The organism is Archangium gephyra, from assembly GCF_042230915.1.
In the GTDB taxonomy this organism is placed as follows: Bacteria; Myxococcota; Myxococcia; order Myxococcales; family Myxococcaceae; genus Archangium; species Archangium gephyra_B.
Genome location: NZ_CP102578.1, coordinates 7,372,708 through 7,396,933 on the forward strand (window position 1 = coordinate 7,372,708; position 24,226 = coordinate 7,396,933).

Genomic DNA, 24,226 nt, shown 5'->3' on the forward strand with positions numbered 1-24,226 from the left:
ACGCCGCGTTTCCCCGGCCATTCCCATGCAACACTCCTCCGGCGCTCACACGCCCAGCCGCCTCGAGATTCCCCAGCGCCTCTACGGGCGGGACACGCACGTCGCCACGCTGCTGCAAGGCTTCGAGCGGGTCGCCCAGGGAGGCCGCTCGGAGCTCATGCTGGTCCGCGGCTACTCGGGCATTGGCAAGTCCTCGGTGGTGTACGCGCTGCAGGAGCCCGTGCTGGGGCGGCACGGCTTCTTCCTGAGCGGGAAGGCGGAGCAGTTCCAGCGGGACATCCCCTACGCCCCCCTGGCCCAGGCCCTGGGCGGCCTGACGCAACAGCTGCTGGCGGGCCCGGACGAGCAGCTCGCCCGGTGGCGCGAGCGGCTGCACGAAGCCTGGGGCGAGCAGGGCCAGGTCCTCGTGGACGTGGTGCCCCAGTTGGAGCGCGTGGTGGGCCGGCAACCGGCCGTGCCGGAGCTGCCGCCGGGCGAGTCCCAGCACCGCTTCCACCGGCTGTTCCAGAAGTTCCTCGGCGTGTTCGCCACCCCCGAGCACCCGCTCGCCGTGTTCCTGGATGACCTGCAGTGGGCCGATCTGGCCAGCCTCCGGCTCCTCCAGCACCTGCTCACCCACCCGGACACGCCGCCGTTGCTGGTGCTCGGGGCCTATCGCGACAACGAGGTGAGCCCCTCCCACGCGCTGGCGCTGGCGCTGACGGAGCTGCGCAAGGCGGACGTGCGGATGACGGATGTGCGGCTCGAGCCGCTGAGCCGCGAGCACAGCCAGGAGCTCGTCGCGGATTCGCTCCCGGGAGCGAGCGAGAGCATGGTGGGGCCCCTGTCGGCCCTGGCCCACGAGAAGACCGGCGGCAACCCGTTCTTCCTCGGGCAGTTCATGTTGACGCTGCACCGTGACGGCCTGCTGACCCGGACGCCCGAGGGCGGGTGGCGATGGGATGCGGCGGGTGTGCGGGCGAAGGACTACTCCGGCAACGTCGCCGACTTCATGGTGAGCCGGCTGCGCCATCTGCCCGTTCGTACGCAGCACCTGCTGCAACTGGCCGCGTGCGTGGGCAACCTCTTCCCGCGCCAGCTGCTGGTCATCCTCTCCGGCACGGAGCCGGGCGAGGTGGAGGTGGGCCTCGAGGAAGCACTCGCGGAGGGCCTGCTGGTGCGCGAAGGCCCGGAGCGCTGCCGCTTCCTGCATGATCGCATCCAGCAGGCGGCCCATGACCTCATCCCCGAGCAGGAGCGCAAGACCGTCCACCTGCGCATCGGCCGCCTGCTGCTGGCGAGCCTGTCCCCGGAGGAGGTCCGCGAGAAGATCTTCGATGTGGTGGGACAGCTCAACGCGGGGGTGGAGCTGATCAGCGACGTGGCGGAGCGCCACCGCGTCGCGCGGCTGAACGCCGAGGCGGGCTGGAAGGCGCGAGCCTCGACTGCGTTCCGGGAGGCCGCGGACTTCTTCGCGTCGGCCTTCTCGCTCATTCCGGGCGAGCCCTGGGAGACGGATCCATCGCTGGCGTTCAAGCTCCAGCTGGACCGGGCTCACAGTGAGTTCATGAGCGGCAACGCCACCGAGGCCCGCCAACTGGTGGAGCTGCTCCGGCCCCGGGCCCGGTCCCGCGCGGAGCTGGCGGCCGTCTACCGGCTGGAGAGCGAGCTCCTCCTCGCCACCAATCAGATCCAGGCGGCCAAGAGCTGTCTGCTGGAGGCGCTGGCCCGGCTGGGCATGCCTCTGCCCCCCCATCCCTCCCGCGCGGAGGTGGTGGCCGCCAACGAGGAGGTGTGGACCCTGCTGGGAGCGCGCCCCATCGAGCAGCTCGTCGAGCTGCCCCTCATGACCGATCCGGACATGAAGGCGGTGATGGAGGTGCTCGCCGCGCTGTTCACGCCGGCCATCTTCACCGACGAGAACCTGCTCGCCCTCCACCTGTGCCGGATGGCGGCCCTGAGCCTCCAGCATGGCAATACCGAGGCCTCCGTCCACGGGTACGGCTGGTACGGCCTGGTGCAGGGGGCCATCTTCAAGCGGTACCGGGAAGGCCATGCCTTCGGTGTGCTCGCGACCGAGCTGGTGGAGCGTCACGGCTTCTCCGCCGAGCGAGGGCGGGCGCTCTACGCCCTGGAGCTGACCGGCTATTGGACGCGGCACCTCTCGCTCGCGCTGGAGACCGTCCGCGACGCCTTCCACCAGGCGCTGCAGGGCGGGGACTTCCAGGTCGCCTGCTACTGCAGCAATCACATCGTCACCAACCGCCTCCTCCTGGGGCACCCGCTGGAGGAGGTGTACCAGGAGTCCGTCGCGCGCCTCGACTTCGCGCGCCAGTCCGGCTTCCAGGCCGTGCAGGACGTCATCCTCCATTCCCAGAGCTACGTGCAGCAGCTGCGCGGGCTGTCGCGCTCGTTCGACACGATGAGCGGCGAGGGCTTCGACGAGGAGGCCTTCGAGGCCGGGCTGACCGTCCACCACATGAGCACCATGCGGTGCTGGTACTGGCTGCTCAAGATGCAGTCGTGCTTCATGTGTGGCGACTACGCGCGGGCGCTGGAGGCGGGAGACCAGGCCGCCGAGCTCACCTGGGCGTCGCTCGGCCATATCCAACTGCTGAACTTGCACCTCTACCGGGCGCTGTCCCTGGCGGCCTGCTACCCGTCGGCGGCGCCCCAGGAGCAACGGCAGTACCTCGACGCCATGTGGCAGCACCAGCAGCAGCTGGCGGAGTGGGCGGACCACTGCCCCGAGAACTTCCGCGCCCCCGAGCGGATGGTCTCCGCGGAGCTCTGCCGCCTCACCGGCGGCATGGAGGAGGCGCTCCGGGCCTACGAGGAGGCCATCCACGCCGCGCGTGCACACGGCTTCATCCAGAATGTCGGCCTCGCCAACGAGCTGGCCGCGCGCTTCTGGCACGAGCGCCAGGTCCCCACCCTCTCCGACACCTATGCCCGGCACGCCCGGGAGGCCTATCTGAAGTGGGGCGCCCTGGGGAAGGTGCGGCAACTGGAGGCCCTGTGGCCCCAGCTGGTTCCCCTCACCGCGCCCGCGCTGTCCGAGACGGCGGCGGCCTCGCAGCTCGACGCGCTCGCCGTGGCGAGGGCCCAGCAGGACATCTCCGGAGAGCTGGACCTCGAGCGGCTGGCGGCGACGCTGGTGCGCGTGGCCACCGGGAACACGGGGGCCCAGCATGGAGCCCTGCTGCTCGTGGACGGCGGCAAGCTCACGGCCGCGGCGCTCTCGGGGGTGAAGGAGGAGGAGCTGCCCTGGAGCCTGCTCTCCTACGTCGAGCGCACGGGCGAGCACGTGCTCATCGACGACACCTCCCTGCCCCACCCCTTCTCGGCCGACGCCCGCCTCGAGCGCGGCCGGCTCCGGTCGGTGCTGTGCATGCCGCTGGTGCGCCAGGAGAAGCTCCAGGGGGTGCTGTACCTGGGGAACACCCTCTCCGCCCATACCTTCACCCCGGCACGGCTGTCTCTGCTCGGACAGCTGGCCTCACAGGCCACGATCTCCCTCGCGAACGCGCGGCGGCACGCCGAGGTCCAGCGTGCCGAGGCCGCCCTGCGCGGCGCCAATGAGGCGCTCACGCAGCGCCTGGAGGAGCAGGGCTGGCAGCTCGAGCAGGCCCGGGCGCGGCTGGTGGACGCGGCGCGCGAGGCGGGCACGGCCGAGGTCGCCGCCAGCGTGTTCCACAACCTGGGCAACGTCCTCACCAGCGCCGTCCTCAATGCCCACATGCTGCGCGAGAAGGTGGATGGCTCGCGCATGGTCCGGCTCAAGCAGCTCCTGGCGCTGCTCGAGCCGTATCAGGGCGATCTGGTGGGCTTCCTGACGCGGGATCCTCGCGGCCCCCAAGTGGCGAACTATCTCCCCAGCCTGGCCGATGAGTTGCTGAACGAGCACGCCTCGATGAAGGAGAGCGCGGGGAAGCTGAAGCAGCACCTGGATCACATGCGTGCCATCCTCCAGGTGCAGCAGGCCTATGCCCGGAACACGCTGCTGCCCGAGGAGTGCGATCTCGCGCAACTGGTCGAGGACGCGCTGAGCATCCAGTTGCCCGCGCTCCAGCGCCAGGGCATCACCATCACCCGGGAACTCCGCGCGCAGCCCCGGGCGCGGCTGGACAAGCACCGCGTGCTGCAGATCCTCATCAACCTCCTCACCAACGCGCGCAACGCCATGAGCGAGCTGCCCGAGGCGCACCGGTTCCTGCGCGTGCGGCTCGACACGGAGGGCGGCACGGCGCGCATCCAGGTGGTGGACAGCGGCAAGGGCATTGCCGCGGAGCACCGCGAGCGGCTGTTCTCGCAAGGCTTCACCACCCGCGAGGATGGGCAGGGCCTGGGACTCTACTCGAGCAGCCTGGCGGCGAGATCGATGGGAGGGCGGCTCTCCCTGGACAGCGAGGGCCCCGGCAAGGGCGCCACGGCCACGCTGGAGCTCCCGCTCGCCTGAGCTGGCTCGAAGCCGCTGACCCGAGGCTCAGGGCCCGCGTGGGACGGCGTGCCGTGGACTGGCCGATATTCCTCGCACCCTCGAGGGCAGTAGCCACGGGCCGGCCACTCCCACCAAGGTGCCCACCATGCACTTCCGCTGGTACAGCCGGGCACTCGGGCTCTTGCTCGCGTTCATGCTGATGCGAGCGGCCGTCGCGGCGCCGGTCCCGTCCTTCGAAACCGAGATGGATCAACGTGTGCCGGGACTCCTGGCGAAGTACCACGTTCCTGGTGCGGCGATGGCGCTGATCCGTGACGGCGAGGTCGTCTGGTCCAGGGGATATGGCATCGCGGACCTGAGCACGGGAGAGCCTGTCACCGCCGAGCACATCTTCGCGCATGGCTCCAACTGCAAGCCGGTCACCGCCTGGGGCGCATTGCGGCTCGTGGACGAGGGCAAGGTCGAGCTCGATGCACCCGTGGACCGCTACTTGAAACGTTGGCACCTGCCTGCCTCCGGCTTCAATGCCAGCAAGGTCACGCTCCGCCGCCTCTTGAGCCATACGGCGGGGTTGGGCAGCGACACCCTCATCCTCCACCCTTGGAGGTGGCAACCCACTCTCGAGCAATTCATCTCGGGGCAGGTCCCCTTCCATCCCCCCCTCCATGTCCAGTGGGAGCCCGGGACGAAGCAGCAGTATTCGAACGAGAGCTTCGCCGTCGTGCAGCTGCTCATCGAAGACGTCACCGGCGAGCCCTTCGAAGCCTACATGCAGCGCACCGTCCTCCAGCCCCTGGGCATGCAGCGTTCCAGCTTCGTCTGGACCCCGGAGAACAAGGCCAGGGCGGTGCGCCCTCATGGCTTCCGCAACGAGCCACTGCCCTACTACAACGTCATCGTGCAGGGTGCTGGCAGCCTGGTGGGGCCGGTGTCCGACTTCGCGCGCTTCCTGGCGGCAAGCATGCCCGGCCCGGGTGGCCTTCCGTCCGGCCGGGGAGTGCTGAGGCCCGAGACGGTCGCGCTGTCGATGTCCCCCCAGCCCACCACGGACGGCCAGGGCGGGCTCGACTACGGTCTCGCGTCATTGCCGGACGGCAGGAAGCTCATCCAACACGCGGGGGGCTACGCGGGATGGTTCGCGCGCTTCGCCGCCGTGCCGGAGACACGCATGGGCCTCGTGGTGGTGGTCAACTCCCCCCAGGGCGAGGAGTTCTACCTGGCCATCGAGAGGGCCTGGTTGCGAACCGAGCTCGGGGTTGTCCTCTCTGGCCCCGCGGAGCCACCCGCCCCCCCACTCGTCGACCCCATCCGGCAGGGCCTGTTGGGACTGGCGGCCGCACTGATGTTGGGAGCCGTGCTGATGCTCGTGCGGATCCTGGCCCTGGTGCGGCGGGGGCGCCGCGAGTGGAGTCCCTCCGGCCGCCGGCTCCTCTTTTCCAGCCCGTTCATCCTGGCCGTGCTGGTCTGGTTGGGTTGGTTCTATGGCCCCCTGCCCCTCCCCCCGCTGCTCCTCGAGGACTGCCCGCGGGAGTTGCTCGCGCTCACGATGGCCCTCGTGCTCTGGGCCACCTTTGGAGCCCTCATGACCTTCTCGCACGAACGCGAGCTTCAGGGCCGGAGACCGTTCGCAGCGTCGGACGGAGGGCCGGAAGGCGTCTAATGCGCGAGCATGGCCAGGGCGCGCCGATAGAAAACCATGTGCCTTGGCAGCACGGTGAGGTCGCGGCGGGCTCGGATGGGGCGGAATGCCACGGTTCTCCGTGCCGTCTCCGCGCGCCACTGTGGCCTTATGCCACAGCGCACAGGGCGGTAAGTGCTCCAAATCCCAGGGAGGGCGCCAGGCGCATGGACTGGCACCGCGATTGCTCCAAGCCTGGACATGCCAGGGAGAGCCATGAGCGGAGTGAGGAGAAGGAGCCTTGCGGGGTGGAGCCTGTTCGCGGGCATCGCGTTCCAGTTGCTGGTGACAGGGTCCGCACATGCCGGCGCCGCGCACGCGCGCGAATGGCTGAGAGCGCAGGCCCGCCCGCTCGATCGCTCCACGGGAGGCTCGAGCACACTGACACCTGCCCGGGCGTACGGTTACGACGAGACCGGGCCGATCAGCGGAAGCTATACGCTCGATCCCTCCCGTCCCGTCGTGCGCAAGAGCCCAGTCATCGTGGCCGCCCCCTCGGCCTTCCCGCCGGGATACGAGGGACCGATCTCCGGGAGCACCGCCGCGCTTCCGTCAGGCAACTACGTCGTGCGCGGGTACCTGATGAGCGATGCGGAGTACTTGCAGGCGGAAGCCCCTGTCTCCCCCCAGGGCACCTGGTCCCTGAACGCGGTGGGCCGTGGCGGAGCGTGGCGCTTCAAGCTCTTCGACGCGGTGAGCGGCCAGCAGATCGGCTCGACCTGGAAGGGACTCGAGGTCTGGGTCTACGCGGTGACCGATGCCGAGTATTTCCTGGGCGTGGCCCCTGCCCATGCCGGCGCCTGGAGCTTCCCCTGGGTGCCGCGCGGGAACAAGCTCGTGCGCCTCTACGAAGCGGAGAACGCGCGAACCACGGCAATCTGGGGCGCGCCCGGTATGGTGCGCTCGTTCCAACTGGAGCCCGGAGACGCGGGCTACGGCACGGCCTTCGAGCAGCGCACCTATGTCTATGATCAGGCGCTGGCCATCCTCGCGGAGCTGGATGCGGGCGACGTGTCCCTGGCGGTGGAGATGGCGGGTGCGCTCGTGCGGACCCAGAGCGCCCAGGGCGCGTTCCCCCAGTGGGCGGATCAACTGCGGCCGTTCCTGACGGATGGCGCCTACCGGAGCGGCGCCAATGGATGGGCGGCCTATGCGCTCGCCAAGGTGATCGAGGCCGCCCCCATGGCCCCCCAGCGGCCCAGGCTCCAGGGCGCCTTGGAGCAGACGCTCCAGTACCTCGCGGGGCTTCAGCACGGCACCACCGGGCTCATCCGCGGCGGGGAGGATGTGAGCTGGTACAGCACGGAGCACAACATCGACTGCTGGTTCGCGTTCCTGGCCGCGTCCCGGGTGCTCGGGGATGCCACGTATCTGGCCGTGGCCGACCGCATCCAGACAGGGCTGGTGACCCATGCCTGGGATGTGAATCGAGGCAGCTTCGTTCGCGGAGGCCATTGGGCGACCGGGACCCGGGACGAGGTGGGTGCGCTCGATGTCTACAGTTGGGGGGCCATGGCGCTGATGGCCTGGAACGACACGGCCCGGGCGGCCTCCTCGCTGGCGCGGATGGAGCAGCTCTATGGCGTCCAGGACGGGGGGCGGCAGGGTTATGCGCCCTACACGGCCATGGACAACTGGACCCCCGCTTACGGAGAGCCCTCTCCCACGCCGACCCTCTGGTTCGAGGGCTCGTTCGGCGCGGTCCTCGCCACGCGGAGGATGGGCGGGGCCCAGGCAGCGCTCCAGGAGCGCCTGTACGCGGGCCTGGTGGATGCGCAGCTCGCGGATGGCAGCTTCCGCTACGCCACGGTGGCGGATCCGGCGAATGACATCGCGACCTATCGCTCCGTGGCCTCCGTGGCGTGGTTCCTGTTCAACGAGGTACCCGTGACGCGAGTCTGGAACGAGCGGAGATGAGCGTGAAAGGGTGTCAGACGATGGGCAGGGGACACTGTGCAGTCCGCGGATGCACCGGACGCTGACCAACGGACGAAACACCCTCCCCTGCCCTGGACGGCCATTGCGCCCCACCGGCCCGCGGCGGCTATGTGCCTCGCTTTCCACGCGGGGGCACGAGCCCCGCACACACCCGGGGGGAAATCATGCAGGGTCCATCCATTCACACCACGCAGCGCACCGTCCTGGTCCTCGGGGCCCGAGGCACCGTCGGCAGCGAAGTCACCCGTGCCCTCCTGGAGGCGGGAGCGCGCGTGCGCATCCTCACACGCTCCTCGAATGGACTCGCCCACCTGCCCGACACCGTGGAGCGGCTGGTGGGAGACGTGCGGGATCGCGCCTGTCTCGCGCGAGCCATGGACGGCGTGGCGTCCGCCTTCTACTCGTCCCCCCACGAGGAGGACGAGGAGCAACTGGCCCGCAACGTCGTGGAGGCGTGCGAGACGGCCGGCGCGCGCCTGGTCTTCGTGGGGGTCCACGCGGACGGGCCGAACCGCCTGGTGCGCGCCCTCAAGCGGGGGGCGTTCGGCCGCCTGGCTCCGCACTACCGGCCGAAGTTCGCCATCGCCGAGCGCGTCCGCCGCTCGCGCGCCAATACGGTCCTGCTCATGCCGTCCAACTTCTGCCAGAACGACGAGCTGTTCCGCGAGCAACTGCTGGCGGGCATCTTCTCCCAGCCTCTGGGCCACCGGGGCCTCAACCGGGTGGACGTGCGTGACGTGGGCGACGCCGCGGCCCGAGCGATGCTCGACCCATCCATCCCCTCGGGGACGCTCCCGGTGGACGGGCCCGCGACCTTCTCGGGGCCCGCGTGCGCGGCGGTGTGGAGCGCCGCGCTCGGCCGCGAGGTGCGCTACACCGGTGACGACGAGCAGTCCTGGACACGCCCGCTGCGCGAGCGCCTCTCGGGCCGCAAGCAGGAGGACTTCCTCGAGACCTACCGGATGATCTCGCGCTTCTACGTGCCGACCGATCCCCTGAGCGTCGCACGCACCACGCAACTGCTCGGTCGTCCTCCCCGGAGCTATGGGGAGTACGTCCGGGACACGCTCGCCCGGTGGCGCTCGGCCGCAACGGCCTGCCCAGGCTCTGGACAGGTCGCTGGGACTCACCTGGTTGGAATCAGGGCACTACCCACTTCAGCCGTCTAGAGTTGGGTGAGGCCAATGACCGCCCCCTCAAGGGCACACCCATCTCCCGTTCGAGCAGCTGCAGCTGGCGGTCCTGCAAGTGCTGCCGTCGAACCAGGAGCACGTCGTCGTGCCGCTGCCCTTCCCGCAGGACGTCCAGTTCAGGGTGTCGCAATCCGGCGCAATACACGTGCAACTCCCATCGGAGCACACAGCCGCTTCGGCGGTGCCCACGGGCTCATCGGCCATCGCAGGACTCGAGTGGGGGACCTCACCACAGGCCACCAACAGGAGTCCGGACATCAATGCCAGAAGAGTGGAATTCTTCATGTTGCGTGGCTTCACGGTCTTCTCCATGGAATGGGTTTGCGCCGGAGCGCGCTCAACACGTATCACGAGATGACCCCAGATGACCGTTTACCGGCTCAGGCGGTCGCCTGGCACGATGCGGTGGTCCTCGCGGCCGCGGCGCTCATCGCCGTGCTCTCCTACCGGCCCGCGCGCCACCTCCTCTCGGAGTCGCAGCTCATGAACGCGAGCTTCGAGCCGCTCCACCTGGACAACGCAGTGGTGGAGAGTTTCTTCAGCAGCCTGAAGCAGGAGCTCGTCTACACTACAGCCTTCGCCACGCACGAGCAGGCCCGGCTGGCCCTCTTCGAATACATCGAGGTCTTCTACAACCGCCAGCGGCGGCACTCTTCGCTGGGCTACGTCTCGAGGCGGCGGGCAATCTCTATTGGAAGCGGCGAGAATCGAAGCCGCCGCTCTGTGCGAGCTTCACTCCAGCACGATGGACCCCACGTCCACCCCGAGCACCCGCCGCCACACCTCAAGCTTCTCCGGGGATGAGAGGGTGAGCTGCTCACCCGGGAAGTCCGCGCCATCGGCTTTCAGGACGCCACCACTGGCGTACTGGTTGTCCCGCATCAGGAGCCCCGGGCGAAACCCCGCGGCCCCCAGCCGCAGGAGCAGCGGCTGCGAGCCCCCCAGGAGGAAGTTGTTCCGGACCTCGAGCCCGCTGACGCCCCTGCCATCCGCGGCCAGCATCAGCCCGTAGCTGGCCGTGCCTTCCAGCGTGTTGCCCACCACCTTCACGTTCCGGGCGCCTTCGATACGGATGCCCTGCCCATTGCCCACCGGGATGTTGCGGATGTCCTGGAAGTGGTTGCCCTCCACCGAGATGTTCTCGGGAGGCGTGCTGCCGTCGAGGACGGAGACACCGCGGCCCGCTCGGGAGATGGTGTTGCCCTGGATGTGGATGTCCCGGGCGGCGGCATGGATGACCACGGCCTCCCCCGCCGAGGAGCCCGCCGGGCGGATGGCCGTGTTGGGAAACCCGGAGAGGACGTTGTCACGCACGGTGACGGAAAGGCATTGCTTGATGTCCACCCCGTTCTCGCCCTCGTCGTGCAGCGTATTGCGCTCGATGAGCACGCTCTCGGCGGGGCCGGCACCCGGCTGACATTGAATGGAGTCCCCCGAGTTGTGATGGATGTCATTGTCCTGGATGACGATGTTGCGGGCCGGGCCCACCACCGCCACGCCATGCGAGTCGTCCCCCGGCTTGATGAAGTGGTGGAGGTGGTTGTTCCGCAGCGTGATGTCCTTCGCGCCCTCCACGCACACCCCCGCGCCGGAGGTCCCGCCATGCAGCTCGCTCCCGGACAGGACGGACTGGCTGGCGGTGGCGTCGAAGAGGACGGCGAACATGCTCGCCCCGCTGACGTCGATGTGCAGGTTCTCCAGGTTCCAGCGCCCCTGCACGCGGAGGACCGCGCCGCGCACCCTGTCCTTCGGGACGAGGGTGGGACGGGTCGAGCCCTCTCCGCGCAAGGTGATGGGGGCAACCCCCGAGCCCCGCGACTCGAGGATGAGCTCCTCCGGGTACACCCCCGGGAGCACCCGGATGACCTCTCCTGGCTTCACGAGCGCCGCCGCCCGGCCGATGGTGCGCAGCGGAGCCTCGAGCGTGCCCGCCCCTCCATCCGAGCCCTTCGTGCTCACGTACCAGCTCCGTCCTGTCGGCACGGGCGGCTGCGGCACGGGCGGCTGCGGCACGGGCGGCTGCGGCACGGGCGTCGAGGGCTCTGGTAGCGGAGGCAGGGGTGCCTCGGGGCCAGGCTCCACCACCTGGGGAGACTGGGCATCGGCGGGACTGTCGTGGACTGGAACCTCCGGCTCGCAGGCGAGCAGGAGCAGACAGGTGAACACTCCGCACGCGCCCTTGAAGCGACCCTCGCCACCCGCGCCTCGCGTCACCCTGCCCCCTCGCTCGCTGGCCCCCATCGAAGCGCCGAAGGTCGTCACGGGGGACGCCGGCATCAAGGGGTCAACCCTGGGGAAAGGTGCGCACCTCCCCCCAGTCGGAGGCGGCTACCAGGAGGAGCTGGCCCCTCCGCCGCCGAAGCTGCCCCCTCCCCCACCCCAGGAGCTGTCCGAGCTGGAACCGCCCGAACTGGAGCCTCCCGAGCTGGAGCCTCCCGAAGAAGACGAGCCCCACGAGGACGACGAGCTGACCGTCGAGCCGGAGTTGCTGAGGAAGAAGAACAAGATCTCCATCAACACCCTGAAGACTGGCGGGTAGGTGACGACCACCAGCACGGCGGCGAGGACGGAGAAGGACTTCCCGGCCTCGAAGAGCATCCTCAGCACATTCGTGGAGTGGTAGTCCGAGAGGGCCACCAGGCAGCCCACCGCGGCGCTCAGCCCCAGGACGATGGCAATCCGCGAGGACAGGTGGTGAGCCGCCAGGGTGACCACGAGGAACATCGCGGCGAAGGTGGCGAAGGCCAGCAGGAAGTGGAACGTGGGGATCCGGATCGACTGCACCAGGAGGGCGGTGAGGGCCGAGGGAACGAGGAGGATCGCGGCGATGCTCCCGGCCATGCGCCAAGTGCCGAGCCGCTCCCTCCAGATGCCGAGGCAGAAGCCGAGCAGCACGCCCGCGACAACCCCAATCCCTATCAACCCCAGCATGGTGTTGCTCACCCGCGCGGAACTCACCGGCGCGAGCCCGGCGAGCTCCGGCACGTCCTGAGCGCCCGGCAGGCGCACGCGGACTTCCTGGATGACGGCCAGCAAGGCGCCCCGGTAGTCCTGCTGGCGCAACAGCGGGCCCTGGGCGTCGAGGATGCGCCTCACGGCGTCATCGGGCAGGTACTCCTCCATCCCATAGCCCACCTCCAGGCGCGCCCGCCGGTCGTCCACCGCGAGCACGAAGAGGAGCCCGTTGTCCAAGCCGGCGTGGCCTCCCTTCCACGCCTCGGCGGCCCGCATCGCGTAGTCCTCGATGGGCTCGCCCCCGGTGGTGCCCACGACGAGCACCGCCATCTGCGTGCCCGTCTCGCCGCGCAGGCGCACCAGCTCGCTGGCCACGGCCTCTTTGTCCTCGGAGGACAGCACCCCGCGCTCATCCACCACCGGCCGGTCGATGACCGGGGTGCTGCCGAGCAGCAGCGCCGGCAGCAACAGCACCAGGGCCCAGGTCTTCACCACGAGGCCACCTCGGTGGACAGCGGAACGGCGGTGGGCAGGCCCGAGAGGCGGACCACCCAGCTCCGAGGGAAGGAGGACGCGGAGGCGTTGTACCCGGTGGCCAGGAGATCGTAGCGCCGCTGCTCCACGCTCACCCGGTTCTCCGCGCCGGACAGCTGCGCGTCGCGCTCCGGACCGGGGGTGGCGGTGGCGTAGCGCGCCTGCTCCCGCGCCCGCCGCTCCACCACGTTGCGCACCTGCGCCCGCTGGCGCGTCACCTCCTGCAGCTCCGTATTGAGGCCGTTGCGCACGAAGAGGCCACTGAGCCCGAGCATGGCCGCCACGCCCACGGCCACCCATGCGCCCTTGCGCAGCCGCTCGCGCCGGGCCTGCCGCGCCCGCTCCGCCTCGAGCTTCGCCTGCTCCTGCTCCCGCCGGCGCTGCTCCAGCACCTCCATCGCCCGGTCGATGTACTCGGCGGGGATGTCCAGCTCCTGCCCGATGCGCTTGACGTCCTCGGTGGTGAGCGTCTCCGGCGCCGAGTCCTTCTGCATCAGCCGGGTGGCGGTGTGGATGAGGTCATCCACGTCCTCGTAGGCGACCTGCCCCTGGGGGGGACGGCTCCGCGTCACGTCACTCATGCCTGGCTCACCACGTCCGGAAGTTCGTTGCCCCGGGTGTCCTCACCGGGAACGGCGGTGCGCAGCAGACCGCCAATGCGCTCGACGGCCGCCTCCAATCCCGCCATGGGCGCCCCCTCGCGGAAGCCCCGGGCCAGCCCGTCCACCACGTCCTGCCAGAACCCGGGCGCGGCCGCGCCGTGGACTCCCTGGCCCGCGTAGACGGCGGCCTTGCGGTCGGACACCGCGACATAGAGGAGCACCCCGGTGTCCTCGGCCGTGCGGCGCATCCCGAGCTGCTCGAAGAGCTGGGCGGCGCGGGCCAGCGGCTCTCCCCCGCGGCAGCTCCGTTCGAGGTGGATCATCACCTCACCCCGATGCCCTTCCTCGGCGCGGCGGATGGCCGCAACCAGGCGTGCCTCCTCCTCCTTGCTCAGCTTCCACTTCGGACGCATCCACGACCAGTCCATGGCTCGCAGAATACGCCATCCCCCAGGGGGGCGGAACGTGCTCCCCTGCCTGCTCAGCGGACATTCTCCGCGTGGCGTCTATACTGCGCGCCCAACATGACGACGAACTCGGTCAAGGATCAGCTCCAGCGCACGACGCGCCGCGACTTGTGGCTCACGGTCGCGCCCGCGGCCCTCCTCATCGGCATCGCGTTCGCCGTCACGTTCTACTTCATCAAGCCCGCGCCCCCGAGAACGCTCGTGCTCGCCACCGCGCAGGACGAGGGCGGGTTCCGGTACTTCGCCCGGAAGTACCAGGAGAGCCTCGCGCGGCACGGCGTCAAGGTGGAGATCCGGCAGACGAAGGGGTCCCTCAGCAGTGTGGAGCTGCTCGGCGCCAACCAGGCGGAGGCCGATGTCGCGTTCGTGCAGAGCGGCGCGGCCACGGGGGAGAAGGCAGCGGGCATCGTCTCGCTCGGCAGCCTCTCGTACGTGCCCCTCTGGGTCTTCTACCGGGGCGAGCCGATCGACGATGTGATCGCGCTGAAGGGCAAGCGCATCGCCGTCGGAGCCGCCGAGAGCGGGACGCGCGCGCTCGCCCTCACGCTCCTGTCGGTCAACGGCGTGGAGAAGGCCCCGACGGAGCTTTTGCCCTTGGAGCGCGACGCGGCCATCGAGCAGCTCAAGAAGGGCCAGCTCGACGCGGTGTTCCTCGTCTCACCCGCGGAGGCTCCGGCCATCCAGAAGCTCGCGGCTGAGCCCGGGGTGCGGCTCCTCAGCTTCGCGCGCGCGGAGGCCTACGTCCGCCGCTACCCCTACCTGTCGAAGCTCGTGCTGCCTCGGGGCGTTTTCAACCTCGCCGCGGACATCCCGGATCGCGACGTGGTGCTGCTCGCGCCCACCGCGAACCTCGTCGCGCGCGACACGCTGCATCCGGCGCTCGCCTACCTGCTCATGCGCACCGCGAGTGAGATCCACGGCAGCGCTGGGCTGCTCGACCGTTCCGGCGAATTCCCGGCGCCGCTGGAGACAGGTTTCCCGCTCAGCAGCGAGGCCCGCCGCTACTACGATGCCGGTATCCCGCTGCTGCAGCGCTACCTGCCCTTCTGGGCCGCGAACCTCGTCGACCGGCTCTGGGTGATGCTGGTGCCGATCATCGCCGTGGTGGTGCCGCTCGGGCGGGCCGTGCCGGCGCTGTACCTGTGGCGGGTGCGCTCGCGCATCTTCCGCTGGTATGCCCGGCTGAAGGAGATCGAGCTCCAGCTGGAGGAGAACCCCGGACAGCCGATGCTCGAGGACATGCTGAAGCGGCTCGAGGAGGCCGAGCGCGCGGTGAACCGGATCCCCGTGCCCCTGGCCTATGCCGAGAACGTCTACTACTTCCGTGAGCACGTGGACGTGGTCCGCCGGCGGCTCGTCCGGCGGCTCTCCGAGGCGACGGAGATCAGGGACGCCGTGAAGCAGGTGAGCGCATGAAATACGCGGTGACCGCCTGGTTCTGGTTCGTCTTCCTCACCACCGCCCCGGTGCTCTTCGTGCTGGGGCTGGTGCTGTTCCTCGTCGCGTACCCGGTGGATCCGGACCGGCGGTGGCTGCACGAGCTGGTGTGCCGCTGGTGCCACTGGCTGTGGTTGCACGCCTCGCCGGGGTGGCGCACGCGGGTGGAAGGACGCGAGCTGCTGCCCTCCGGGGCTTGCGTGCTGGTGGCCAATCACCAGTCCGCCGCGGACATCCTGGCCGCCATGGGGCTGTTCCATCCCTACAAGTTCGTGGCCAAGGCGTCCCTGTTCCCCATCCCCATCGTGGGGTGGATGATGAGCCTGCTGGGCTACGTGCCCGTGAAGCGCGGCAGCACCAGTTCCATGGGGCAGATGCTCGACCAATGCCGTTACTGGCTGCGCCGGGGCATGCCGGTGCTCATCTTCCCCGAGGGCACCTACTCGCAAGAGGGACTGCTGCGCTTCAAGCGCGGGGCCTTCCAGCTCGCGCTGGAGGAACACGTGCCCGTGGTGCCGGTGATCATCGAGGGCACCCCGCAGCTCCTCGAGGGAGATGGCATCTGGATGAGCCCGCGCGCCTCCATCCGCGTGCGCGTCCTGCCGCCGCTCCCCCCCGAGTCGTTCGCCCCGGACGCGGTGGCGCTCGCCGAGCAGGTGCGGGCGCTGTACGTGAACACGCTCGCCGCCACGGGTTGAAGAACGGGCTCGGACCCCCTCACCCTGACCCTCTCCCAAGGGGAGAGGGGACAGTAGTCACTTCCCTGAAGGGGATTATCGGCAATCCGCGCGCCGCAGGGAGACACCGGACTCGGTGCGGTATTGGTAGACGATGCCCCCCTCGTCGAGGACGGTGAAGTCCCGGAAGGTCTCCTCGGGCATGGTGTTGAGGGGCAGGTCCGCCTGTCCCAGCACCTTGCCGTCGAGCGGATCCAGACAGAAGAGCCGCACGCCGGGCTCGGAGGGCGGGCTGGCCTTGCCCGTGGGCAGCTCACCGGCCACTCCCAGGTAGATGACACCCGAGCGGTCGGAGTCGAGCAGCGTGATGTACATCAGCGGGAACTGCACCCGGTACTCGCGCGTGTAGCGCTGCTGGTTCGTCTGGCGATCGACGGCGTTGAGCAGGAGGCGGCCGCCCCGCCCGTCGATGATGTTGGCGAGGATGTACGAGCGGCCATCCCGGGTGGGGCGGCCAGGGATCTCCGGGCGCGTGGTGTCGGCCGTGCCCGAGAGATCTCCGATGCGCACCAGCGCGCCGTGCTCGCGCTCGACATACACCGAGTCCCCATCCACGAAGGTGCCGGTGATGCCACCGGTCTCGGGGATGCCCTGGCCCTGCAGGGGCAGGTCGCCCCGGAGCGCGCCCGTCTCGGGGTCGATGATGGCCACGGACTTGTCCCGCAGCCGGTCCATCACCAGCAGGGTGCCGTCCTTCGCCACGGTGACGTCCTGGGGCGTCTGCTGGGTGAGCGGCGTGGTCCCGAGCACCTTGCCGTCCTGTCCGATGCGGACGAGTCGGCCATTGAGCTGATCCAGCACCACGACGTCCCCGAGCGGCGTCACCGCGAGGGACATGGGCGCCTCGGGGTTCGCCTCCTGGGGACGGTCGCGCCCGAGCTGGGAGGGCCCGCTGCCCCAGCCCAGCTCGGCGATCACTCCCGGGGACCTCGCGGACGGAGCAGCCTGGGACGTCCCCTCCCCCGCCTTGCCCGGACTGGAGCCAGACGGGGCCTTGGAAGTGGTGCCTCCCTGGGCCGACGCCGGGGCCGCCGGCGCTTCCGCGGTCGAGGCGGAGCCCGCGCCGCCTTGGGCGCCCGAACGAGCCACCACGAGCGCGATGCCGAGCCCGAGGACCGAGAGACCCAGGATGATGACCACACCGCGCTTGCGCGCCTTCATGACCGCTTCCTTTCCCATCAATGCGACACGGAGCCCGGGGGGCCGATCCGCTCCACCTTCGCCTTCAGCTCCGGATCATCCGGCACCTCGGGCCCCAGTGGGATGAACGAGAGTTGCTGGGTACGGCCCCCTGCATCTGGGCGCACCCGGGCCTGCTCCTCCAGCCGTTGCCGCCGCGACAGGAAGCCGGCCAGCGCATCCTCGAGCGGCTTCCGGGCCGCCTCGTCCTTCGCCACGGCCAGGCGCTCGCGGGCCCGCTGGATGTTCTCGTCCAGGAGCTTCAGCCCCTCCTGGGCCCGCGCCACCTCGGAGAGATCGACGAACGGCCCCGTCCCCGCGAGCGTCAGCTCCAGCCGGCCCACCTGCCTGCCCCGCTCGCCAGACGGCACCAGGGTGGCGTGGCCGTGACGCTGTGCTGTCCCCGGAAGGCGGCTCTCGTGCGACTGCACGACGAAGTCCACCGCGTCCCCCAGCTCCCGCGAGAGCGCCTGGGCGGACGCCAACGGCATCGCCGCCAGCACCACCACCACGTCCACCTTCTCCTTCTCGCGCAGGCGGCGGGCCTCCGCGAGCGCCGCGGGCGCGGGAGGCCCGCCCGACACTCCCGGCTGCACCTCCCCCTCGGGCGAGAGTCCCACCACGCCAAACACCAGGCCCCCGGTCCTCACCACCGTGGAGGCCGCGAAGAGCGGCTTGCCCCTGGCATCCACCAGGTTGGCCGACAGCAGCTTCATCTTCGCCTTCCGGGTGGTCTGCTTCAGGAAGTCCGTGCCGAGCACCAGATCTCGCGCCCCCACGGCCATGGCGGCGGTGCCCAGCGCATCCATCTGCTCGAGCAGCAGCTCGGCGCGAGCCCGCGCGTCCGGCTCACCCGCCGACTGGGGGCTCTTGAAGAGCGCGTTGCCCGCGTCCAGCACCAGTACCGGCTCGCCCTTCGCGCGCTCCCGCGAGAGGACCGTCTTGCGCCGGGCCAGGCCTCCCGCCGGGAGTTGGCCGCAGCCGCAGTGGGAGATCTCTCCCCCATTGTCTCCGGTGAAGAGGAGCACCGCCGTCCTGGGCGCGGCTCCAGCCACCACGGGGTTCAGCAGCAACACCAGCAGGGCGAGCAGGCCCGGTCGCACGCGCATCACGGCCTCGAAAGACAGACAATCCCAAACCACGGCGGCCGGGCCATACGCACCCGGCCGCGCCTCCTCACGGCGGAGGAATCAGAAGTGACGGATGGCGTGGTACGTGGTGGTGGCGGTGCGCAGGTTGTACACGCAGCCGGCCGCGCAGCCCTTGCACTCGTAGGCCCACATGCTGCCCCAGCCATCACCCGACTCGTAGAGGAAGGTGTGGCCCGCGCCGTCCACGTTGTACACGAGCGCGTCGGCCTTCAGCAGGACGTCGCGGGAGATGGTCCACCACTGGCTGCTGTCGGAGTTGAAGCTGACGGTGCTGTAGGGGTGCGAGTCGGTGGCCACGTTGGTGTTCGTGCTGGGCACCACCCACGCCTTGGCGAGGAAGCCGGAGCAGTCCGCACCGTACGAGCCGCTGTGCGTGCAGCTCGGGCAGCTCCCCGAGCACGAGCCCACGGCGGCGCCCGGGCTCCAGGCGCCGTGGCCCCACCAGTACGAGAAGCCCATGGCACCCTTGGCCTTGGTGATGGCGGCGTCGCGCGTGGTGGTGGAGGTGGTCACCAGCGTGAGGTAGCTGCCCGAGGCCCAGCCCGTCACGCCGCTGTAGGTGACCTTGTACCAGCCGCTGGTGGGGCAACCCCCGCCCGCCTCCTTCGCGATGGCGCCGCCCGGCATCGTCAGCAGGATGCCGTACGTCGTCCCCGGCCCGCTGCGCAGGTTCAGGTCCGTGGTCGTCTGCAGGCTGGAGCCCGCCGTGACGCAGGTGGTGATGGCGTCGGCGCTGCTGCCGATGCTCTCGTCCACGCCCTTCAGCTCGATGCTCTCCACCGACGACTGGCCACCGCCACAGCCGGCCGCCACCACCGCCAGGACCGCCAACCACTTCAAGGAATGACCACTCGTGCTCCGGGTGCTCATACGGACCTCCATCCAGGGGGAACTGCGGGAAAAGCGGGTGCGTCCCGCAGCCCTTCACCTTCTGGAAGGCTTGGGTGGGACGCCGGGTGAAAACAAGGAAAGCCAAGGTTGCAGGAATTCATGGCTTTTTCATCTTCTTTTTTCGGCGGAGCCCGCACGCCTGGCCCGGGGACGGCCTCGGCGTCCCCTCGCGAACACGGTGAGCACGCGAAGTACGCTCCTCTTCCTCATGCCTCCCGCGGCGCTCACCGACTCCCGCCCCCTGGACCCCGCCCGCCACGCACCGGGCCTGGACACGCTCCGGGTGCTCGCCATCGTGCTGGTGCTCGGCTTCCACTATCCGCGCGAGGGGGCACCGGAGTGGTTCACGGAGGCCGTGAGCTTCGGGTGGGCGGGCGTGGATCTCTTCTTCGTCCTCAGCGGCTTCCTCATCGGCCGGCAACTGCTCGCCCCACTCGCCCGGGGGGAGCGGCTACGCCTGGGCACCTTCTGCCTGCGCCGGCTGCTGCGCGTCCTCCCCGCCTACTGGGTGGTGCTGGCGGTCTACGCCTTCGTCCCCGGCGCGCGCGAGCAGGTGGCCCTCGCGCCCCTCTGGAGCTTCCTCACCTTCACGCAGAACTTCGGCCTGGAGGGCGGCGCCTTCTCACATGCCTGGTCCCTGTGCATCGAGGAGCACTTCTACGTCGCGCTGCCCCTGCTCGTGCTCGCGCTCTCCGGCCGCGTGCGCTGGCGCGGGGTGCTGGTGCTCGTGCTCGGCATCGTGCTCCTGGGCATCGCGGTGCGCATGAGCCTCTGGTGGGCCCACCTCGAGGTGCCCTCACCCGGCGTGCCGTTGGGGCGCATCTACCGGCGGTGGATCTACTACCCGACGTGGGGCCGGATGGATGGCCTGCTCGCCGGAGTGGTGCTCGCGCTCGTGTACACCTTCCGGCCCGCGCTCTGGAGCCGGTGGGTCCGCGCCCCGCTGGGGGCGGTGCTCCTCACCGCGTCGTGCCTCGGGCTGGCCTGGCCGCTGTGCGCCGAGAACAAGACGCTCGCCTCCTCCGCGCTCGTCTTCCCGCTGCTCTCGCTCGGCTTCGCGGCGCTCGTCGTGCTCGCGGCGACGGACATCGGCGCCCGGATCCTAGGGCGGGTCCCCGGAGCGCGCTGGCTCGCGAGCGTGACCTACTGCGTGTACCTCTCGCACAAGCTCGTCATCCACGCCGTGCACGGGGCGCTCGCGAAGCACGGGCTGGACGCCTATCACCCCGTGACGATGCTCGCGTCCCTGGCCTGCGTCATCGTGGCCGCCGCAATACTGCACGTGACAGTGGAGCGGCCCTTCCTCCGGCTGCGGGAGCGCTGGGCGCGCCACCCCGCTCCGGAGGCGCGGCCCGCCGCTGCCTGAGCGTCGAGGCCACCAGAAGAGGTCCGGCGGGCAACCCCGCAGCCACTCCCGGGGCGCTTTTCACCCCAGGTGCGACACACTCTTCTTCCACAAAGTACCCGTGTTTTCCCTATGCTGCGCCGCCTTCATCTCAAGGAGCCTTCTCTTGGCCGGATCCAGCCTGCTCGCCCTGCTCGACGACATCGCCACGCTGCTCGACGACGTGTCGGTGATGACCAAGGTGGCCGCGCAGAAGACCGCTGGCGTGCTGGGCGATGACCTGGCGCTCAATGCCGAGCAGGTCGCTGGCGTCAACGCCGACCGCGAGCTGCCGGTGGTCTGGGCCGTGGCCAAGGGCTCGCTCGTGAACAAGGCCATCCTGGTGCCCGCGGCGCTGGCCATCAGCGCCCTCCTGCCCTGGTCGGTGACGCCCCTGCTGATGGTGGGCGGCCTGTACCTCTGTTACGAGGGCGTCGAGAAGCTGGCGCACAAGTTCCTGCACAGCAAGGCCGAGGACGACGCCCACCACGCCGAGCTCACCCACGCCCTGGTCGACCCGACCGTCGACCTGGTGGCCCTCGAGAAGGAGAAGATCAAGGGCGCGGTGCGCACCGACTTCATCCTCTCGGCGGAGATTATCGTCATCTCCCTGGGCGTCGTGGCCAGCGCGCCCTTCATGACCCAGGTGATGGCGCTGGTGGGCGTGGCCCTCCTGATGACGGTGGGCGTCTACGGGCTGGTGGCGGGCATCGTGAAGCTCGACGACGCGGGGCTCTACCTCACCCGGCGGACCGGCGAAGGCGCGGGGACGCGCTTCCTGCGCGGCCTGGGCGCGGGCATCCTGAAGGCGGCGCCGTACCTCATGAAGTTCCTGTCGATCGCCGGCACCGTGGCCATGTTCCTGGTCGGCGGCGGCATCATCGCGCACGGCATCTCCACGCTGCACCACGGCATCGAGGGGCTGGCCCATCACGCGGGCGAGGTGTCCATCATCGGCGGGCTGCTGGGGGCGCTCACGACGGCGCTGGCCAACACCGGCGTGGGACTCCTGGCCGGCGCGGTGGCGCTCCTCGTGGTGCTCGGGGCCCAGCGCGTGATGCGCCGGGGCAAGACGGACGCCCCGAACCCGAACGGGTGAGGCGGGCCGAAGGCTGCAACCGAGTAACCCCCTGACGTCCCGCCTACCCGGGGAACAGGTCTCCCGGATGACCGGCCTCCGCCTGCCTGTAGTCCCGCGGGTGCCGATCCTTCTCGCATGGAGCCATGACGAGCGACGACCGATTCCGCCAGTTCGCGGAGGCGATACCTGACCTGGTCTGGACGTGTCGGCCTGACGGCACGCTCGACTTCGTCAACGCACGCTGGCAGGAGCTCGTCGGGACCGGCATGGCCGCCGTGGAAGCCCTGGAGCACCTCGCGCACCCCGAGGATCTGGTGCGGGCGCGCGACGCGTTGCGGGCCTGCCTGGCGAGTGGCCAACCCCTCGAGCTCGAGTGCCGCCTTCGGAGGGAGCGGGCCGGAGCGCACCGGCGGCACCGCACGCGTTTCACCCCCGTGCGTGATGCGTCGGGCACGGTGGAGACCTGGCTCTGCTTCGGCAGTGACCTCGAGGACGAGCGGAACCTCGCGGCCCTCATCCACGCGAGCATGGAGGAGTTGCGGCTGGTGACCAACTCGGTCCCCATCCACCTGCTCCACCTGGACACCCACGAGCGGATCCTGTTCGCGAATCAGGCCGCCGCGAAGGCGTGGGGAAGACACCCCGAGGAGATGGTGGGACGGACCATCCGGGAGCTCGTGGGCGAAGAGGGCCAGCACGCGCTCTCGCCCTACACCGCCCGCGTCCTGAGGGGAGAGCGCATTGCCTACGAGGCCCCCTTCCTCATGCCCGACGGCTCGACGCAGTACTACCTGAACACGTACGTGCCCGAGCTCGCCTCGGATGGGACCGTCCTCAGCTTCGTCGCCACGGGGATGGACATCACGGAGAGGAAGCTCGCGGAGGAGTCGCTCCGCGCCAGCCACGAGCGTGAGGAGGCGTCCCGCCGGCGGCTCGAGGACGAGCGGGAGCTGCGCGAGCGGTTCGTCTCCACTCTGACGCACGACCTCCGGACGCCGCTGAGCGCCGCGAAGATGAGCGCCCAGCTCGCCCAGAAGCGGGCGGACAACCCGGAGGACGTGCGGCGGCTCACGGGCAGGCTCATCGACAACCTGGACCGTGCGGACGCGATGCTGCGCGACCTGCTGGATGCGAGCCTGGTCCACGCGGGCCAGAGGCTCGCGATCACGCGCTCGGAATGCGATCTGCACGCGCTCACCCTGGACGTGCTCCAGGATCTGACCACGCTGTACGGCGACCGGTTCGTCCTGGAGGCAGGTGAGCCCCTGTGCTCGGCCTGGGATTGCGCCGGGCTGCGCAGGTTGCTGGAGAACCTGTGCACCAACGCGGTGAAATACGGTGCCACGGAGCAGCCGATCACGGTCACGCTGCGACGGGTGGGCCTGGCGGCCCGGATCGACGTCCACAACCAGGGGCCTCCCATACCGCCGGAGGTGCTTCCCACGTTGTTCCAGCCCTTCCTACGGGCGCCATCCGGCATGACCGCGGCGCAGCAGGGATGGGGGCTCGGCCTGACACTGGTCAAGGGGATCGCCGAGGCCCATGGGGGTGGCATCCACATCGTGAGCCATGCGGCCCACGGGACGACCTTCCAGGTGACGCTGCCGCTGCACCCCACGGCCTGACGGCACGGCCTCGCTCACAATCCCGCGGGCGGAGTGACTTCCACTTCCGAGCGCGGCTCGCCCGGTGGCACGCGCTGCGCGAGGAGCGCCCCCGCGAGGATGAGCGCGCCTCCAGCGAGCGTGCCCGCGCGCAGCGGCTCGCCGAGCACCAGGAACGCCAGCAGCACCGTCCAGAGGGGCTCGGTGGTCGCCAGGACGCTGGTGCGCGCCGCGCCGATGCGGCGGATGGCCATGAACAGCAGGGGCACGGCGAGCAGCGTGGGAAAGACGGCGGTGGCGGCAATCACCCCCCACGCCGCGGCGCTCGCGGGCACCCCGAGCGTGCCCGTCAGCGCGCCCATGATGCCGAACCCGATGGCCGAGGTGAGGCAGAGCCAGGCCGTCGCGGCGAGCGGCGGGAAGTGCAGGTGGCGCTCGCTGTACAGCAGATACGCGCCGTAGAGCGCACCGGTCAGCACCCCGAAGCCCAACCCGAGCACATCGCGATCACCCGCGCCAGGCAGGCCCACCACGAGCCCCAGCCCCAGGGCGGTGAGGGCCACCGCGGCGAGCTGCACCCCGTGCGGCCGTCGTCCCAGCAGCCAGACGTAGAGCACGACGAAGGCCGGGGCGAGGTACAGCAGCAGCCCGGTGGCCCCCGCGGAGATCCGCGCCAGCGCCAGGAAGTAGCAAGTGGTGGCGAGCGTGTAGAGGACCCCGTTGGCCACCATCACCCGCCGGTCCCGCCAGGTGAAGGGCCCGCGCGCCGCGCCGAAGCCGAACAGGACGAGCGCCACCAGGGCGAACCGCCACGGCAGCAGCGTGTACGTCGGGAGCTGAAGCTGCTGCGCGAGCTTCCCCCACACGGCGAGCGAGCTGAACGCCAGGGCGGAGGAGAGTGCGAGCAGGGTCCCGATGGGCGAGCGGGATGAGGTCATGGTGAGACGGTCCTCTCTGACGCGGCTCTAGCAGGAG

17 protein-coding genes and 1 pseudogene are annotated in these 24,226 nt (G+C 70.1%); 10 read left to right on the forward strand and 8 right to left on the reverse strand.

Annotation, left to right across the window (positions count from 1 at the left end; translation table 11 throughout):
* The first annotated feature begins 25 nt into the window (after window positions 1-25).
* The 5 genes and pseudogenes from NR798_RS28720 to NR798_RS28740 form a co-directional block, all read left to right on the forward strand.
* On the forward strand, window positions 26-4,438 hold the full coding sequence (locus tag NR798_RS28720) for an AAA family ATPase (protein ID WP_375765701.1): 4,413 nt from the start codon (window positions 26-28) through the stop codon (window positions 4,436-4,438).
* Window positions 4,439-4,565: 127 nt separating this feature from the next.
* Entirely contained in the window at window positions 4,566-6,080 is a 1,515-nt protein-coding gene (locus NR798_RS28725; RefSeq protein WP_375765702.1) for a serine hydrolase domain-containing protein, read from the forward strand.
* Window positions 6,081-6,560: 480 nt separating this feature from the next.
* Complete coding sequence (locus NR798_RS28730) at window positions 6,561-8,015, forward strand: hypothetical protein (RefSeq protein ID WP_375765703.1); 1,455 nt, start codon at window positions 6,561-6,563, stop codon at window positions 8,013-8,015.
* 185 nt (window positions 8,016-8,200) lie between these two features.
* Window positions 8,201-9,205, forward strand: a complete 1,005-nt coding sequence (locus NR798_RS28735; protein WP_375765704.1) for an SDR family oxidoreductase — start codon at window positions 8,201-8,203, stop codon at window positions 9,203-9,205.
* A 537-nt stretch (window positions 9,206-9,742) separates the two neighbouring features.
* Window positions 9,743-9,901: pseudogene (locus NR798_RS28740) on the forward strand (IS3 family transposase); the annotation flags it as partial.
* Window positions 9,902-9,961: 60 nt separating this feature from the next.
* On the opposite strand, the gene NR798_RS28745 reads toward NR798_RS28740, so the two are convergent.
* Genes NR798_RS28745 through NR798_RS28760 form a run of 4 tightly spaced genes read right to left on the reverse strand, consistent with a single transcriptional unit; the run spans window position 9,962 to window position 13,733 of the window.
* Complete coding sequence (locus NR798_RS28745) at window positions 9,962-11,506, reverse strand: nitrous oxide reductase family maturation protein NosD (protein WP_375765705.1); 1,545 nt, start codon at window positions 11,504-11,506, stop codon at window positions 9,962-9,964.
* Window positions 11,507-11,557: 51 nt separating this feature from the next.
* Window positions 11,558-12,679 (reverse strand): TPM domain-containing protein, encoded by a 1,122-nt coding sequence (locus NR798_RS28750; RefSeq protein ID WP_375765706.1) that lies wholly within the window; start codon window positions 12,677-12,679, stop codon window positions 11,558-11,560.
* Entirely contained in the window at window positions 12,673-13,299 is a 627-nt protein-coding gene (locus NR798_RS28755) for a hypothetical protein (RefSeq protein WP_375765707.1), read from the reverse strand. Before NR798_RS28755 ends, NR798_RS28750 begins: the two co-directional genes overlap by 7 nt.
* Complete coding sequence (locus tag NR798_RS28760; RefSeq protein ID WP_375765708.1) at window positions 13,296-13,733, reverse strand: TPM domain-containing protein; 438 nt, start codon at window positions 13,731-13,733, stop codon at window positions 13,296-13,298. The genes NR798_RS28755 and NR798_RS28760 overlap by 4 nt, the downstream gene beginning before the upstream one ends.
* Window positions 13,734-13,844: 111 nt before the next feature.
* Here NR798_RS28760 and NR798_RS28765 point away from each other — a divergent pair, with 111 nt between their 5' ends.
* Both NR798_RS28765 and NR798_RS28770 read left to right on the forward strand, forming a co-directional pair.
* Window positions 13,845-15,203: a TAXI family TRAP transporter solute-binding subunit gene (locus tag NR798_RS28765; protein WP_375765709.1), complete on the forward strand. Its 1,359-nt coding sequence runs from the start codon at window positions 13,845-13,847 to the stop codon at window positions 15,201-15,203.
* Entirely contained in the window at window positions 15,200-15,922 is a 723-nt protein-coding gene (locus tag NR798_RS28770) for a lysophospholipid acyltransferase family protein (RefSeq protein ID WP_375765710.1), read from the forward strand. Before NR798_RS28765 ends, NR798_RS28770 begins: the two co-directional genes overlap by 4 nt.
* Before the next feature lie 75 nt (window positions 15,923-15,997).
* Here NR798_RS28770 and NR798_RS28775 read toward each other — a convergent pair whose 3' ends face one another.
* The 3 genes from NR798_RS28775 to NR798_RS28785 form a co-directional block, all read right to left on the reverse strand.
* Window positions 15,998-17,122 (reverse strand): hypothetical protein, encoded by a 1,125-nt coding sequence (locus NR798_RS28775; protein ID WP_375765711.1) that lies wholly within the window; start codon window positions 17,120-17,122, stop codon window positions 15,998-16,000.
* Between the two features lie 17 nt (window positions 17,123-17,139).
* The gene (locus tag NR798_RS28780) at window positions 17,140-18,249 is read right to left on the reverse strand and encodes a 5'-nucleotidase (RefSeq protein WP_375765712.1); all 1,110 of its coding nucleotides are present in this window, start codon (window positions 18,247-18,249) and stop codon (window positions 17,140-17,142) included.
* Between the two features lie 81 nt (window positions 18,250-18,330).
* The gene (locus tag NR798_RS28785; RefSeq protein ID WP_375765713.1) at window positions 18,331-19,161 is read right to left on the reverse strand and encodes an SH3 domain-containing protein; all 831 of its coding nucleotides are present in this window, start codon (window positions 19,159-19,161) and stop codon (window positions 18,331-18,333) included.
* 229 nt (window positions 19,162-19,390) lie between these two features.
* Between NR798_RS28785 and NR798_RS28790 the strand changes: the two genes are divergently transcribed.
* The 3 genes from NR798_RS28790 to NR798_RS28800 all read left to right on the forward strand — a co-directional run bounded on the left by NR798_RS28790 (window position 19,391) and on the right by NR798_RS28800 (window position 23,272).
* Complete coding sequence (locus NR798_RS28790; protein WP_375773839.1) at window positions 19,391-20,548, forward strand: acyltransferase family protein; 1,158 nt, start codon at window positions 19,391-19,393, stop codon at window positions 20,546-20,548.
* A gap of 145 nt (window positions 20,549-20,693) precedes the next feature.
* Window positions 20,694-21,665: a DUF808 domain-containing protein gene (locus NR798_RS28795; protein WP_375765714.1), complete on the forward strand. Its 972-nt coding sequence runs from the start codon at window positions 20,694-20,696 to the stop codon at window positions 21,663-21,665.
* Between the two features lie 125 nt (window positions 21,666-21,790).
* Window positions 21,791-23,272, forward strand: a complete 1,482-nt coding sequence (locus NR798_RS28800; protein ID WP_375765715.1) for a PAS domain-containing protein — start codon at window positions 21,791-21,793, stop codon at window positions 23,270-23,272.
* A 14-nt stretch (window positions 23,273-23,286) separates the two neighbouring features.
* Here the strand turns inward: NR798_RS28800 and NR798_RS28805 are convergent, their stop codons facing one another.
* Window positions 23,287-24,189 (reverse strand): DMT family transporter, encoded by a 903-nt coding sequence (locus NR798_RS28805; protein ID WP_375765716.1) that lies wholly within the window; start codon window positions 24,187-24,189, stop codon window positions 23,287-23,289.
* Window positions 24,190-24,226: the final 37 nt, after the last annotated feature.